Origin of the sequence: Bacillus sp. C30, assembly GCF_040838255.1 — a bacterium.
Lineage (GTDB): Bacteria > Bacillota > Bacilli > Bacillales > Bacillaceae_G > Bacillus_A > Bacillus_A mycoides.
In genome coordinates this window covers 1-15032 of sequence record NZ_JBFPJH010000070.1, presented here as the reverse complement: position 1 = coordinate 15032, position 15032 = coordinate 1, and the positions used below count along the sequence as shown (strand labels likewise).

Here is a 15032-nt window from a genome sequence, read left to right as displayed (position 1 = left end):
TTTAAGAACTTTTTGATTATCTCTCAACATTATTTACGTCTTTCTTAATACTACTCTTTGTAAAAAAATTATAGTATCTCTTTTAATCGCACCTTTTTCCTCCTACTAATTTACCATCTCCACAAACCGCCCAAACTCCTTCAAAAATCTCAATTTAAAACTACCCACAGGTCCATTCCGATGCTTCGCCACATGAATCTCCGTCATCTCTTTCTGCATCGTTTCCTTATCATAATAATCCTCACGATACATAAGCATAATGACATCCGCATCTTGCTCAATTTGTCCTGTCTCTCTTAAATCAGATAAAAGTGGTCGCTTATCTTGACGTGACTCTACGGAACGAGACAATTGCGATAACGCCACTATACAAACATTTAAATCACGCGCTAACAACTTAAGCTTACGTGAAATTTCACTAATCTCTTGAAATCGATTGCCCTTATGCTTCGGATCGCCCGTAATGAGCTGCAAATAATCTACAATAACTAAAAGCTTTTTATCACCGTGCTTCCTCTTTAACTTACGAGTCTGCATCCAAATATCTTGCACCGTAACACCTGCATTATCGTAAATCTCAAGTGGTAATTCACCGATCTCCGCAAACGCCTTACTCACCTTTTCCCAGTCTTCCATCGCAAAACGATGCTTCGGATTTTTCAGCCTGCCTCCTGACACTTCACCTAGGCAAGACGCCAGCCTTTTTAGCAATTGCTTACTACTCATCTCTAACGAAAACAATCCAACTGCCGCTCCAGACTTCGCCGCATGCAGCGCGATATTTAACGCAAACGCCGTTTTTCCCATAGAAGGACGCGCACCAAGAACAACAAAATCACCTTCCTGCAATCCGCACGTCATCTTATTTAACGATGTATAACCAGTCTCAATACCAGTATTCTCTTTCGTATCTTGATGAAGTTCTTCATACAAACCAACTAACGCATCCTTCAAATCAAACTCACATACACAGTCCTTTTCCTCTAACTCACAAAGCTCCGTAATCGTCTCACCAATAATTTTCTCATTCTTCTCCGCAATAAGACGCTCTCCCATCTTGCGCCCAAGAACGCCAGCCTGATACATTTTCCATGCACCTCGAACAAGCCCCTCATAATAAGAGAAGTTGCTAGTCGCAGGCACACCATCCATTAACCCTATAAAATACTCCATTCCCCCGATCCCCTTTAGAAACTTCGGATCTATCCTAGAAATGAACGTCACAAGATCAATCGGTTGCCCCTCTTCTTCCATTTTTCGCATCAGCTGAAATATAGATTTGTGCACCGGCATCGAAAAATATTGCTCCGTCAAACGGCACTCCTTAATAAGCTCTCCATCCATTAATAGAGAACCTAACACCGTCTTCTCCGCCTCCACATTTTGAATACTCATGGACGCCACCCGCGTTCCGCTAAAAACCGCTGCAACTCTTCCTCTGACAGCGCATTCTTCTCCCACTCCTCGCACCTCGTCAAAAACTCCTCAGTCTCCCCAGTACTAACAGACGACTCCTTCTTCCTAAACTGAGCCGTATCCGCCTCAACCTCAGAAACCTTCGTAAATCCTTTCCCGTGCCAGCCACGCAAAATCCCCTTCACATAAGCAACCGTCCGCTTATTATTCTCATACGCGATTTGAAGAGCCTTCAGCACAAGCTCCTCTGACAAATCTTCCATCCACGCACTCAGTTCCTCTACCGCAAACGGAGACAAACTACCAAAATGTTGCTCGTAAAAAGAAAACACACGACTTCCCGTCTCTTCCTCCATAACCTCTTCTTCCGCCTCTTCACAAACCGGATCAACATCATGAACGGCCAAATCACCAGGCATACCGAAATGTGCTAAAAGCATCGGAACATTCAGCTCCTCCTCTACGCACTTACGAAGAAACATATGTACAAACTCCTTATTCTTCACACCCTTCAGCTCACGAAGCACACACTTCTCCACATTCGTATTCGTCACAGGATTATAACGAAGCCAATTTAAAATAAATAACTCCCTCGTATCCGCATCATAAAGAATCTTTCCATAATCAATGAAACGCTGCACCAACTTATCAACAGTCTCCCGATTATAACCCGTCTCCATCTCAGCTAACCGCTTCGGAAAAGGAAAAATCCCACACTGCGTCGTCTTCGAACAAGTTAATAAGTAAACATAAAAATACCGCTCCTCCGGCGTCAAATCCAAAACAAAATCATCCTGCCAAAAATTCACCTGCACATTACGATACACCGCCATCCAAATTCCTCCCGTCCTCATTCAAAAATGAAAAATTCCTCTTTGTACTATATAGGAAGGAGGGGTGGGTTTTTGGCGTGTTATTTCAATTTTTTTTTGACTACTACTACGGTGTTTGTTGGTGTTTTTGTTTTGTTTTGTTTTGTTTTTTCTTAGTGATTTATTACTTGGTAGGGGCTTGGGAGGGGCTAGTTATCGGTTACTTCGATTAAAAAGACTCGATCTGAGAAGCCACCTCGTTCTTCTGCTTTCTTTTTCCGGATGTTGTTGATTTCTTCTAGTGTTGTGCCTTCGTGTTCGGCTAGGGCATTTATTAGTTCTAGTAGGTCGGATAGTTCTTCGAGTTTGTGTTCTTTTGTTGTTGCTTCTAGGTATTCGGTTAGTTCTTCTTCTGTTTTGTTGCAGATTTCTTTTATGTATTCGTCTTCGGGTAGGATTCTTGTTGTGGGGGTTTTTCCATTAGCTTTTATTATTTGTGGGATTTTGTTTCGGATTAGTTTGTTGTAGGTTGGCATGGGATTTCCTCCGTTAGATTTTTCTTCTATTATAATGGAAAAGCAGTTTAACTAGGTGTTAAACTGCTGCACTGCTTCTTTTATATAGTTTTCTTCTTCGGTTGTGAAGAGGGCTGGGAATTCGGATAATGGGAGGTTTGATTGTTTAATTATGTCCTCTATATCACTTTGAGGTGTATCAAGATAGTTCGTTACTTCTTCTATTAAATTAAAAAATTGCTTCAAAGTAACTTGAACGTCATGATGACTCGGGTCCTTCTCTTCTTCCTTATACTTTTTCAACTTCCCTATCACATCCATAAAACGCCGATCAAACTTTTCTTTTAATTCCTTATTATTATAAAACGTTTGAACACTATCCGTTGAAAAGTGTTCCTCTAACCATTCTTTATTTTCTTTCTCCCATATAAAAGTTTGTAGAAAAGAAGAAAACAAAGCAATATCCACTCGTTCTTCCTTTTGAAACTTCTTCATCATCTCATCCATATGCGAAAGTACCTTCGCAATTCTCTCTTGCTCTGCCAAAAGCAATTCCCTTTGAAAATGTATTTGTCTTAAAAAATCTTCCGTCTCTACATCACGCTGCAATATAATATTTTGAATTTCCCCAAGCCAAAAACCGAGATGCTTAAACGATTGAATTTGCTGAAGCACATACAAATCATCTTTCGTATATAACCGATGCCCACCCTCAGTATAATCGCTTGGCTTTAATAAATTAATCTTGTCATAATAACGAAGCGTCCGCACCGTAACATCCCCAACACTTGCAAACTCACTAATCATCCATGCCATATCATCACCTACTCCGATAACTTCTCTTTCACATACTGAAGCATACGAGAAAAACTCATCTCATTCTGCCTACAATATTGAAGCAAACCTACAACAAGCAATAAACAGGGAGCATTACCTCTATAACGATTTTCATACTCACTAATACCATCATAAAAGTACCCATACTTTCTTTTTCGTAAAACGATATAAATCGCAATAAACAACACTGCGAACATAATAAAAATTCGCTTTCCCCTTATCTCCACTTCTTGTTTCATCACCTATTCTCCTTCCACGACATACTTATCTTCTTTAAATAAAAGAATTCGAATGAAATAACGATATGGTTCATCGCGTATTACTTTCCACGCAACAATGATCACTTGAACTACCTCAAAAGCAAATACGATCCAAAACAAAACATCACTAATACGCGAACTAATATTAAATAGAAGAAAGATTAACAAATGAAAATTAAATGCTTTTCGGCAATGATATTTGTAAACCTCATTTTTACGTGCCAGTGTGATGTACATAAATAGTGGTGAAAAGATTCCTATTGCGGCTGAGAGTAGTAGCATAATGGTGGTGTTTCTTTTTTCTTTTCTGGTGGTTTTCATGAGTGGTTTGCTCCCCCTTTTTGATTTGTCTTCTTTAGGTTAGGGGGTGACGTTGGGGGAGGTGCAAGGGGATTATATAGAAAAAATTTAATAATACTAATATAGATAAAATAAGACCTTCACTTTGACAGGTTGGAGGTCGTGAGTTCGATCCTAACCGGAATCACGTTTGCTTGCTATTACTTAATTTCCCAGTTAACCATTTCTTTTCTGGAAGTAAAGTTCTATTACCTCGTCTGTTTCTGGATGTTTAAACGTTCTTTTCGCAGTTTTACTTTCATCTAGCGTTACGTATAAGCCATCTTGCTTCACTTGAATAACATCTTAATTGAGAACAAAGCACCCGCAACGTAACATCCTCCCCCCACCACTTGCAAACTGACTAATCATATGCACCTTATCATCACCTACTCTGATAACCTCTATTTACACACTGCAGCATATAAGAAAGATCCATCTCCATTGAACCTACAAACCTAACAAAAAACACATTAAATTCTAATAAATAAGGCCATATCAAAAGCATACTCCAATGCCATTTTGATACAGCCTTATCCTATCCACTAATACTACTATCCCGTTAATCATTTTTAAGCTAGACAAGCATTAAAAATTTAATCTACCTAAAAAATATTACTATCCTTTAAATAATCATACAGCTTATTATCCACCGATTTCTCCATAATCATATTCATCGTAACAACCGGTAGTTCTTTTCCACTTTTATCTTGCATTTCAGTTTGTTCTACACTTGCTTTATCAGGTCTCGCTTTTCCTAAATAGTAAAAGTCGCTTCCCTCGTCATCATCTTTTTTCACAAAAATATGGACATCAATATTATTTTCTTTAGCATCAATAATTGTTTGAACTTCCTTTGACTTTAATGTTCTATTACTTCTTGTATACCATTTAAGAACATCTTGATTAAGGAATTCATCACCGTAGTTCACACTGGATTCTACCTCATCGTTTTTATGATATGTGACAAATATTGGGCAAGTAGAGTATTTGGTTTTATAGCCATACATAGTTGAAGTCTCATCAATGTGCCAATTTAAAAGTTTACATGCATCTTTTCTTGAGTATTTTTTATATATAGTAAGGTTACTATCACACTCATAGTTTTTGTTCTTTTCTTTCGCACTTTTAATGATGTCCATTACCATATACTTGAAGTATTCATTCTTTTCTAAACTTTCTCGGATTAAATCATTAAACATGTACGTATTATCTTCTTGCAATACGAGAATTGGCTTTTCACCATATTTTTTCTGGTTATTCTGTGTGAAAAATGATAACTCAAAAACCCGCTGCACAGACGTAATCGTATCATCATCTGTTAAGCAATTAGATTTTTTAAGTTGTTTTAAATACTCATCTTTATCAACTTTTCCTTGCTTTAGTAACAATTCTAATAAAACAATTTCATTTTTACGTTTTCCATTTAATACTTCTAATGAAAACATTGTTAAAACTTTATTTTCGTACTCTGTTAATGCAGGGACATCCTCTTTCATTTTCAATAGAAACTGATAATAATTCGAATATCCTTCCACAAGTACAACTGGATCAATAGAATGGTTTACTATAAAGTCATATAGATATGGAATTCTTCCTATTCTATTTTTCAACTCACCAAAAGCTTCTTTTAATATTTTCATTGCTGTTAAATTACTATCGTTAATCGCTTTAAAGATTTGCTTTTTCGCTATCTCTTCAAAGTTAACTGTTGAAATGCCTTTAATATAACTCGTGTCATTTGTATATCTACGTATATTATCTTTATTTTGTGATCTATCCCCTGAAAGAGCAATCGGAATTAAATAGTTGTTTTTATAGTTTCCAATAAAATCAATAATCGTAACAAAATCTTTCGAATTGTGTTTTCGAAGCCCACGCCCCAGCTGCTGTATAAAGATAATACTTGATTGAGTTTGTCTTAACATAACAACTTGGTTCACACTTGGAATATCAATTCCTTCATTAAAAATATCTACTGTTAAAATATAATCAAGTATGCCATTTTCTAATTGGTTCACACGCAGTTCTCTTTCCTGTTGTGAATGATCGCCGGTTAATGCAAATGTGCGAAAACCTTTGTTATTTAAAGCATGTGATAATTGTTCAGCCTCATCTTTTCGGCTGCAAAACATTAATCCTGTTACCTTTTCACCAGAAAAACCATAGTATTTTACTTTTTCAACTATATGATCCACCCGTTCTTCCGTAACAAGTTTAGATAAAACCGTAGTGTCATCTATCTTTTCACCATTATATTCAAAATCAATTACTCCAAAATAATGGAAAGGACAAAGCATATCTTCTTCAAGTGCTTCTTGCAAACGAATCTCATAAGCAATGTTGTAATCAAAGAGCTCATAAATATTAAAATTATCTGTACGTTCAGGTGTAGCAGTCATTCCCATTAAAAATTTAGGTTTAAAATAATCAATAACCCTATGATAAGAACTAGCACCAGCTTTATGAACTTCATCTATTAAAATATAATCGAATAGCTCAGGATCAAATTGATGTAAAGTGTCCTCTTTTGAAATGGTTTGGATCGTCGCAAATAAATATTTAGCATTCATTTGCTTATTTGATCCTGATAAAATCCCAAAATCCTCATCGGCTCCACCAAGAACTTTTTGAAAATCTGATTTTGCTTTATTTAATATTTGCTCTCGATGAACAATAAATAGCATCCGTTTAGGTGCAAAATTTCTGACATCAAATGCTGAAAGATATGTCTTCCCCGTTCCTGTTGCAGAGATAACTAATCCTTTTTCTTTTCCAGCGTCTCGAATAGCTTGTATTTCTTTTAACACAGCTTGTTGCATTTTATTTGGAGTAATTTTCAAAGCTTCTTCAATTGAATTATGATATTGACCAGGTAATTCTATAACTCGATCTAGTAACTTATTTTCTGCAACTTGTTCATATATTGTTTCGTAATTTCCAATTAACTCTTCAGTTAATACTTGAGAATGCTCCCAAACTTCTTCAAATTGATTCTTAAAATGCTGTACAATCTCTCCATCTTCATGCGATGTTAACTTAACGTTCCATTCATAGTTTACCTTCAAAGCATGTGCAGTCAGATTTGAACTACCGACAATTAATGAACAATGTGTTTTGTTATCAAATATGTATCCCTTTGAATGAAAACCAGATAAATTTGTTAATCTTACTTCTACATTTTCAAGTTTCATTAACTCTCTAAACACTTTTGGTGTATTAAAATTTAAGAATGTAGATGTTAATATACGTCCTTTAACCCCTTTTTGTTTAAGATCAAGGAAATGTGATTTTAAAGTCGCTAGCCCACTTTCCGTAATAAAAGCCACTGAGAAAATAAAGGCTGTACTATTTTCAAGCTCTTCCAACAATGAGCTTAAAACATTTTCATTTTTCTTCGTATTGTTTACTAATAATTTAGGCTTATATATTCCAGGATGATTATGTTCTTGATCAATAAATCCTTTATATAAAGACCCTTCTAACTTTTGAATGAAATTCTCCATATGATCACCATTTATGACAAATTTTTATACTAATTGTATTACTCACTGATTTAAAGTGCAAATTTATTACAATAAAAAAACTATCCGCATAAAACGAATAGTTTTTAATCAAATCACTTTACAAGCGATTCTTTTGATAATTTCTCAATAGTTGGGATATCCGCAGGTGCCCACTCTAAATCTGCCAGTTCATTCGGATATAACCATTTAATTGCTACATGCTCAGTTAAAACCGGACTTCCTTCAACAAGTTTACAATAAAAAGTTTTCAAATGAACAATACCAAAATCATACTCATAGGCTGTATAATCAATTTGTTCACCAATCTGCACGCTACAATGCATTTCTTCATCGATTTCACGCTTTAACGCCTCTTGAGGTGTTTCTCCCTCTTCTATTTTCCCACCTGGAAATTCCCACATAAGAGGTAGCGATTTAGATGGCCCTCTTTGTGCACATAAAATTTTCTCATCTTGGACAATTACTGCTCCAACAACATAAATATTTTTCTTCATTATATCCTCCTTAAATCTCACAGAAACTCTATAATTTACGTTCCCACACCTTATAGACTGAAAAATGCCTTTTATATCTTTTAACGACTAATATATTTTTAAACAGTAAGACAGAATTTATCTATTCCTATCTAGCACCTTTAATGTAATTAGCCTAACACTCTCATCTCTTTTATATTATATAGAAGTAACTACAAAAATAAAGCATGATCGAATACTTCCCTCTTAAGCCTCTTTTTTCACCATCTCCTCATACCTAAAATCACATTCCTCGAAAAACACCCTACTCTCTCCACTATTCTTATAATAAGAATTCCAACCCCTCTCCCTCAAAATCCCCCTCCAACTATCACTCTCCACCATCCTCCTAATCACATCATCCCAATAAGCAACCTCTTCCTCCGTCATATCCTTCGGCCCCATAACCCCTTTCCAATGCTGGAAGACAACGTCGATGCCTTGTTCTTTCCACGTTGGGATTTCTGGTAGTCGGTCTAGGCGTTTTGATGCGGATACGGCTAGTATTTTTATTTTGCCGGCTTTGTATTGTTTTTCGGCTTCGGATAGGGTCATTGTTGCGGCGTTAATTTGTTTGTTCATTAGGGCGTTTATGATTTTTTCTTTGTTTTCGTAGACGAAGAATTGTAGTTCGGCAGGGTTTATGCCAAATACTTTACTTACTTGTACGAAGGATAGGTGATCGTCGTTTCCTAGGCCGGGGGCAACGCCGATTTTGAAGTTTTTCTTGTCTTGTTTTAGTTGTTCCATTAGTTGGTTTGCGTTTTCTATGTTTGATTCTTTTGATACGACAACGACTTCCCAATCTGATGCTAATGTTGCGAGCGGGGTGAAGTCTTTATATGTTAGTTTACTGTGGCCTAGTAGGTTATTCGTTATGAGTAAGCTTGAGTTAACCGCAAGTACGTGACCGCCTTTTTGTTTCGTATATTTCCATCCGACGTCACCGCTGCCGCCTACTTTGTTTGTGACTTTGATTGGTTTTGTGAAGATTTTTTCTTCTGTCAACGTTTTTTGCATTGCTCGTGCCGTTAAATCCCATCCCGCTCCTTGAACGTTTGGCGCAACGATTTCTACTTCTTCTATGTTCATTTTATTTGTGTGCGTTTTTTCTACGGAACAACCAGCTATTACTCCTGTCATGATCCATATATATAGTAATAATCGTTTTTTCATAATCCTCGTCCTATTCGATACTTTCGTTCTGGCCGTCCGATAATACCGTATGTGTACTCTACTGTGCACTCATTTGTCGCTACTAAGTATTCTAAATATCTTCTTGCGGTTGTTCTGGAGGCCCCCATTTGCTCTCCCATTTCTTCTATTGTAATTCCCTCTTCGAATCCTTTTATAATGTCTTTCACTTTTTGCAGTGTTAACGGATCAACACCAGTCGGTAAGTTTTTCATGTCTTGTATTTGCGAAGTGCCGAAAAAATTATCGATTAGTGCTTGATTTACTTCATTGTTACTATGTAACAGTTGCTTCTTTCTTTTATAGTCTTCAATTGTTCGAACAAATTTATCTAACGTGACCGGTTTTATAAGGTAGTTACTTACGCCATTTCGAATTGCTTTTTCTAGCATATGGTTTTCATTCGCCGCTGTAATCATAATGACGTCAACGTTTGGAAAATCCGCATGAATTTTCGGCAATAAGTCTGTTCCAATTCCATCTGGTAAATAATTATCTAATAGAAGTAAATCGATTTCTTCCTTTTGTAGTAGTTCCATCGTTTCTTTTGCGTTTAAAGTTTTTCCAATCACTTTTACGTCCTTTATTTTTGATAAAAACTCCTCTTGAATTTGCGCGACGCGGAAATCATCTTCTGCAATTGCAACCTTCAACATATGCCCATCCCCCTGTTTGTCATGTACTTTCTCTCAATGTTTTTGGAAGGTAAATTGTAAAAATAGCTCCCCCATTTTTCTCGTTTTGAATTTCAATTGTTCCTTGTAGTAGATCTACCATTTCTTTCACGTTTGCTAGCCCGTAACCACGATCATTTCCTTTCGTTGAAAATCCTTTTTGAAAAATAGTTGCGATTTTTTCTGTCGGTACTCCCGCTCCACTATCTATCACTTCAAACACAATATCGTGTCCAATATCCGTAACAAAGAAGGAAACACTCTTTCCCTCTCGTTCACTCACCGCATCAAATGCATTGTCGATTATGTTTCCAAGGATCGTAATAAGGTGCGAAACTTTTATATGGTCTGGTAACGGTTGAAGCGCACTATCTCCTTCAATATGAAAATCAATTTTCTTCTCAGACGCTGTTCCGAGTTTTCCTAATAAAATAGCTTGTACTTTCGCATCATGAATTTGATGGAATAAAATATGGTTTTGGCTTTGATGAATATTAGATTCTTGCTGGATAAATTCAATCGCTTCTTTGTAATGTCCTAACTGAAGTAATCCTGATAAGACGAACAGCTTATTTGTAAATTCATGCGTTTGAGCGCGTAAATCCTCGGAATACTTTCTTACCTCAGATATTGTATTCACTAAGTTTTGTAATTCTGTTTTATCTCTAAAACTACATACAACGCCTACCGTACTTTTATTTTCGAGTATCGGTGTCCTGTTTAAAATAAACACTTTATTTTGAAAAGCTATTTCTTGATCGTTTTCTAGCACTCTCTCCATATTAAATTCCGGTAAAATTTTTGAAATGTGCTGCTGCATATAATCATCATTTACATGCAGCATTTCTTCTGCCGACGTATTCATCATCGTAATACAACCGTTTTGATCAATAGCGATAATCCCTTCTTTTATGGATAGTAGTATCGCGCTTCGTTCCCGGTATAACGCTGCGATTTCATTTGGCTCTAAACCGAGTGTATCTTTTCTGATACTACGCGCTAAAAGTACTCCACCAACAATTCCAACTAGTAATACAGCTAAGGAAAAGAGGATAATTTCTTTCGTTCTGCTCAGTATGTTAGATTCAATACCTTTTATTAAAAACTCTACTGTAACAACGCCTACTACTTGATCGTAGTCTCCGTTATGAATAATAATAGGTGCCTTCGCCATTAAAGCTGGACCGCTTACTCCCTTTCCTTCAAGCGTATAATATCCACCAAAAGTGAGTGCTTCATAGTTATATGGATTGTTACTCTTTGTACCAATCAACTCCGAATTAGAATGGGAATACATAACCCCATAACGATCTTCTATAATTACATAATCCGCACCAGCTTGCTCGCGAACTTGTTCCGCAATGGATTGAATAGTACTTTTATGCTCGTTGTATTGAAAAGCATCTTTTATAGCTGGCATAAAAGACAAAGATTTAGCCGTTTGCAAAGCTAACTGTTCTACTTGACGTTTCGTATCAACAGACTGAATGTAAACAAATATCCCCGCTAACAAGAGAACGACAAATACAATTAATATAATAATTAAGCCTAGTATTTTCGTTTGTAATGACACTTTTCGTGATTTCTTCATACTTCATATCCTTTGATAAAATATTCAAAACTATCAATCTCCTTTTTCTATTATTATGACAAAACTGAAAATGAATCAACTATAAAAACCTCCATGTACATAAAGTACAAAAAGAATAAAATTGTCATAATATTGCGATTTCAATTCAAGGACAGTACAATTTAACTATATTGAACGCGCTTTCATAATTGTCATTTTATTTATAAGCAAGAGGAGGAATTATTATGGCTCAAGCAAAATCTAACCGAGTCGCCGGCAATATCTTCAAAGGTTCTGTCGGCAATTTAATTGAATGGTATGACTGGTACGTTTACTCTGCTTTCGCTGTTTACTTCTCAGCAGAGTTCTTTCCTAAAGGAGATCCAACGAGTCAATTACTGAACACAGCCGCTATTTTCGCAGTCGGATTTTTAATGCGCCCTATCGGCAGTTTGCTAATGGGACGCTATGCAGATCGGCACGGACGCCGGGCAGCATTAACGCTTTCCATTACGGTTATGGCCGGTGGTTCTTTAATTATCGCCTGTACACCTAGTTACGAAAGCATCGGTATTATGGCGCCAATTATTTTAGTTCTTGCTCGTTTACTTCAAGGGTTATCACTTGGCGGAGAGTATGGAACTTCCGCAACATATTTATCTGAGATGGCTAGTACTGGACGCCGTGGTTTTTATTCAAGTTTTCAATATGTAACGCTCGTTGCTGGACAGATGGTTGCGTTAGGCGTTCAAATTGTTCTTCAGCAATTACTAAGCGAACCAGATATGAAAGCTTGGGGATGGCGTATTCCATTCATTATTGGAGCGATGGGCGCAGTAGCTGTATTATGGCTTCGTCGCACGATGGATGAATCGGAGCAGTTCTCAAATATGGAATCGAAAAACCGCGAAAGCGCAGGAACCGTTCGCGCTCTTATGAAACACCCGAAAGCAGTATTAACAGTAGTCGGCCTAACACTAGGAGGCACTGTTGCATTCTATACGTACACAACATATTTACAAAAGTTCATGGTAAATACAGTCGGTCTCCCGAAAGAAGTTGTAAGCTGGATTAACTTTGTCGCACTACTTATATTCGTTATACTTCAACCGATTGCAGGGCTATTATCCGATAAAATTGGACGCCGCCCACTATTAATGGCTTTCGGTATTCTCGGAACTTTACTAACAGCACCGATCTTCTTCTTCATGGAAAAAACGACAGAACCAATGGTAGCATTCTTACTCATGATGGTCGGTCTCATTATCGTTACTGGTTACACTTCCATTAACGCAATTGTAAAAGCAGAACTCTTCCCAACTGAAATTCGCGCACTAGGCGTAGGTTTACCATATGCTCTAACCGTTGCGATATTCGGTGGAACAGCTGAGTTCATCGCATTATGGCTAAAGAGTATCGGGATGGAATCACTATTCTATTTTTACGTAGCTGGATGTATCGCAATAAGCTTTATTACGTATTGGCGTATGGATGAGTCATCGAAGACTTCGCAGATTGAGGCGGAGCTTGGTAGTGGAAATAAATTAGCTAATAATAAATCTAGTTAAAATTAAGTATTCTATATTCTTCGTTTACCTGAACTCGATTTGCTTTATCTAAAAAAGCATAATTCATTAATATACAATTTAAAAACCTCTACTTATATGTAGAGGTTTTTGTATGACGAAAAAACACGTAGTTCCATTGTTATTTTACAAATCCCAAATTATGCCTCATCTTAAAGTGGAACAAATTTATTACTTAGAGTGTCTAATAAGTGTATTTCTAATATTAGTTGTCCAGATTGGATACAACATATCCCGTTTGACATCTATTTTTATGTATTACAAAAAAAGAAAGGACTTATTATCCCAAAAAGTGAAAAATATGCATCGTAATACTACTGTTAAGTATTACAAGTTTAATACTTTCACAGGTGAACCATTACAAGTGAAAACAAAAAAGAAACACCCCAAACCGTGACTTATCAATCATATAAAGTGAAACTTTAATCAGTGGGGGTTTTGTTCATCCCCCACTGATTATCAGCCCTCACCAATCGGGCTTTTACGGGCAGCCCGACCCCCACCTAACTTCTTTGCTTCCGCTGAATTTTGAGGTGGGGGTCTTACTGCCCGTTAATGCGGGATAAACGTTTTGGATGTCCTTTAACCTGTGAAATTTTAGCTGCAGTAGTATTGTTACCCTATGCCTTCTTTAATTGCATTGGTATTTAGAATACCTAGACAAAATCCATATATTCTTGAAAGAGGTTGAAAATTTATGTTCGTTTTAAACAAGTTCTTTAACATTTTACATTACAAAAAGATTGTGCCTGTAGTATTACTTTCATGTGTATCACTTATAGGCTGTTCCAATAGTAACACTCAATCTGAACCACCTAAACAAACGAATCAAGCTAATCAAATTAAACAAGAAAATACAGGTAATCAATCTTTCGCTAAACTTGAAAAAGAATATGATGCTAAGCTTGGTATTTATGCACTGGACACAGGTACGAATCAAACTGTTGCTTATCATTCAGATGATCGTTTTGCATTTGCATCTACATCTAAATCATTAGCTGTGGGCGCTCTTTTACGCAAGAACTCATTAGAAGCTCTTGATCAAAGGATTACGTATACTCATGAAGATCTTTCTAATTATAATCCAATTACTGAAAAGCATGTTGATACAGGAATGACGTTAAAAGAACTTGCAGATGCTTCTGTTCGATATAGTGACAGCACAGCACATAATTTGATTCTTAAACAGTTAGGGGGGCCCTCTGAATTTGAAAAAATCTTGAGAGAAATGGGAGATACTGTTACTACTTCAGAACGATTTGAACCTGAATTAAATGAAGTGCATCCAGGAGAAACACATGATACCAGTACACCAGAAGCGATAGCTAAGACACTTCAATCATTTACATTAGGAACTGCACTTCCAATAGAAAAACGTGAACTATTAGTAGATTGGATGAAGAGAAATACAACTGGAGATAAATTGATTCGTGCGGGCGTACCAAAAGGATGGGAAGTAGCTGATAAAACAGGCGCGGGATCTTACGGAACAAGAAATGACATCGCAATTATTTGGCCACCAAATAAAAAGCCGATTGTTCTTGCTATACTTTCTAATCATGATAAAGAAGATGCTAAATACGATGATAAACTTATTGCAGACGCAACCAAAGTCGTGTTAAATACCTTAAAAGCTACGGAATAAATGATAATAGGTTAAAAGTTTTCTATTTTAGGCGGGTGTTTTCATCAACAAAAAATGTAATAGTGTCCCAAAAACGAAATTTGGTGCTAGCCCTAAAACATCTGGACTTTAATAGCCAACTAAAAAATGCAAACAAAAAGACCTT

General features: G+C 36.6%; 13 protein-coding genes and 1 pseudogene. 2 read left to right on the top strand and 12 right to left on the bottom strand.

Annotated features, from left to right (window positions below; translation table 11 throughout):
• Positions 1-105: 105 nt before the first annotated feature.
• From dnaB to AB3X49_RS09670, 12 genes and pseudogenes are all read right to left on the bottom strand, one after another.
• A complete protein-coding gene (gene dnaB / locus AB3X49_RS09725; protein WP_367961771.1) occupies positions 106-1395 on the bottom strand; it encodes a replicative DNA helicase in 1290 nt (429 codons plus the stop codon).
• Entirely contained in the window at positions 1392-2249 is an 858-nt protein-coding gene (locus AB3X49_RS09720) for a DnaD domain-containing protein (protein WP_367961769.1), read from the bottom strand. Before AB3X49_RS09720 ends, dnaB begins: the two co-directional genes overlap by 4 nt.
• Positions 2250-2437: 188 nt before the next feature.
• Positions 2438-2764 carry a phosphoribosyl-ATP pyrophosphohydrolase gene (locus AB3X49_RS09715; RefSeq protein ID WP_367961767.1) on the bottom strand — a complete coding sequence of 109 codons (327 nt, stop codon included), beginning with the start codon at positions 2762-2764 and terminating at the stop codon, positions 2438-2440.
• A gap of 51 nt (positions 2765-2815) precedes the next feature.
• Entirely contained in the window at positions 2816-3559 is a 744-nt protein-coding gene (locus tag AB3X49_RS09710) for a MerR family transcriptional regulator (RefSeq protein WP_367961765.1), read from the bottom strand.
• Positions 3560-3567: 8 nt separating this feature from the next.
• Positions 3568-3819, bottom strand: coding sequence for a hypothetical protein (locus AB3X49_RS09705; protein ID WP_144507759.1), 252 nt, complete (start codon positions 3817-3819; stop codon positions 3568-3570).
• A 3-nt stretch (positions 3820-3822) separates the two neighbouring features.
• Positions 3823-4161 carry a magnetosome magnetite crystal formation protein family gene (locus AB3X49_RS09700; RefSeq protein ID WP_367961763.1) on the bottom strand — a complete coding sequence of 113 codons (339 nt, stop codon included), beginning with the start codon at positions 4159-4161 and terminating at the stop codon, positions 3823-3825.
• 198 nt (positions 4162-4359) lie between these two features.
• A pseudogene (locus AB3X49_RS09695) lies at positions 4360-4485 on the bottom strand (nuclease domain-containing protein); the annotation flags it as partial.
• Between the two features lie 299 nt (positions 4486-4784).
• Positions 4785-7685 carry a DEAD/DEAH box helicase gene (locus AB3X49_RS09690; RefSeq protein WP_367961761.1) on the bottom strand — a complete coding sequence of 967 codons (2901 nt, stop codon included), beginning with the start codon at positions 7683-7685 and terminating at the stop codon, positions 4785-4787.
• A 113-nt stretch (positions 7686-7798) separates the two neighbouring features.
• The gene (locus AB3X49_RS09685; protein ID WP_002134691.1) at positions 7799-8200 is read right to left on the bottom strand and encodes a (deoxy)nucleoside triphosphate pyrophosphohydrolase; all 402 of its coding nucleotides are present in this window, start codon (positions 8198-8200) and stop codon (positions 7799-7801) included.
• 225 nt (positions 8201-8425) lie between these two features.
• Positions 8426-9394 carry a tripartite tricarboxylate transporter substrate binding protein gene (locus AB3X49_RS09680; RefSeq protein WP_367961757.1) on the bottom strand — a complete coding sequence of 323 codons (969 nt, stop codon included), beginning with the start codon at positions 9392-9394 and terminating at the stop codon, positions 8426-8428.
• Positions 9391-10068, bottom strand: coding sequence for a response regulator (locus AB3X49_RS09675; protein WP_367961756.1), 678 nt, complete (start codon positions 10066-10068; stop codon positions 9391-9393). The genes AB3X49_RS09680 and AB3X49_RS09675 overlap by 4 nt, the downstream gene beginning before the upstream one ends.
• A gap of 19 nt (positions 10069-10087) precedes the next feature.
• Complete coding sequence (locus AB3X49_RS09670; RefSeq protein ID WP_367961754.1) at positions 10088-11677, bottom strand: ATP-binding protein; 1590 nt, start codon at positions 11675-11677, stop codon at positions 10088-10090.
• A 224-nt stretch (positions 11678-11901) separates the two neighbouring features.
• Between AB3X49_RS09670 and AB3X49_RS09665 the strand changes: the two genes are divergently transcribed.
• Both AB3X49_RS09665 and blaIII read left to right on the top strand, forming a co-directional pair.
• The gene (locus tag AB3X49_RS09665) at positions 11902-13224 is read left to right on the top strand and encodes an MFS transporter (RefSeq protein WP_367961752.1); all 1323 of its coding nucleotides are present in this window, start codon (positions 11902-11904) and stop codon (positions 13222-13224) included.
• A 715-nt stretch (positions 13225-13939) separates the two neighbouring features.
• Positions 13940-14887 carry a class A beta-lactamase BlaIII gene (blaIII, locus tag AB3X49_RS09660; RefSeq protein WP_002016516.1) on the top strand — a complete coding sequence of 316 codons (948 nt, stop codon included), beginning with the start codon at positions 13940-13942 and terminating at the stop codon, positions 14885-14887.
• Positions 14888-15032: the final 145 nt, after the last annotated feature.

Bases quoted from the DNA above. Each gene is read 5' to 3' on its own strand.
- dnaB (WP_367961771.1), bottom strand. From the start codon at position 1,395: ATGAGTATTCAAAATGTGGAGGCGGAGAAGACGGTGTTAGGTTCTCTA.
- AB3X49_RS09720 (WP_367961769.1), bottom strand. From the start codon at position 2,249: ATGGCGGTGTATCGTAATGTGCAGGTGAATTTTTGGCAGGATGATTTT.
- AB3X49_RS09715 (WP_367961767.1), bottom strand. From the start codon at position 2,764: ATGCCAACCTACAACAAACTAATCCGAAACAAAATCCCACAAATAATA.
- AB3X49_RS09710 (WP_367961765.1), bottom strand. From the start codon at position 3,559: ATGGCATGGATGATTAGTGAGTTTGCAAGTGTTGGGGATGTTACGGTG.
- AB3X49_RS09705 (WP_144507759.1), bottom strand. From the start codon at position 3,819: ATGAAACAAGAAGTGGAGATAAGGGGAAAGCGAATTTTTATTATGTTC.
- AB3X49_RS09700 (WP_367961763.1), bottom strand. From the start codon at position 4,161: ATGAAAACCACCAGAAAAGAAAAAAGAAACACCACCATTATGCTACTA.
- AB3X49_RS09690 (WP_367961761.1), bottom strand. From the start codon at position 7,685: ATGGAGAATTTCATTCAAAAGTTAGAAGGGTCTTTATATAAAGGATTT.
- AB3X49_RS09685 (WP_002134691.1), bottom strand. From the start codon at position 8,200: ATGAAGAAAAATATTTATGTTGTTGGAGCAGTAATTGTCCAAGATGAG.
- AB3X49_RS09680 (WP_367961757.1), bottom strand. From the start codon at position 9,394: ATGAAAAAACGATTATTACTATATATATGGATCATGACAGGAGTAATA.
- AB3X49_RS09675 (WP_367961756.1), bottom strand. From the start codon at position 10,068: ATGTTGAAGGTTGCAATTGCAGAAGATGATTTCCGCGTCGCGCAAATT.
- AB3X49_RS09670 (WP_367961754.1), bottom strand. From the start codon at position 11,677: ATGAAGAAATCACGAAAAGTGTCATTACAAACGAAAATACTAGGCTTA.
- AB3X49_RS09665 (WP_367961752.1), top strand. From the start codon at position 11,902: ATGGCTCAAGCAAAATCTAACCGAGTCGCCGGCAATATCTTCAAAGGT.
- blaIII (WP_002016516.1), top strand. From the start codon at position 13,940: ATGTTCGTTTTAAACAAGTTCTTTAACATTTTACATTACAAAAAGATT.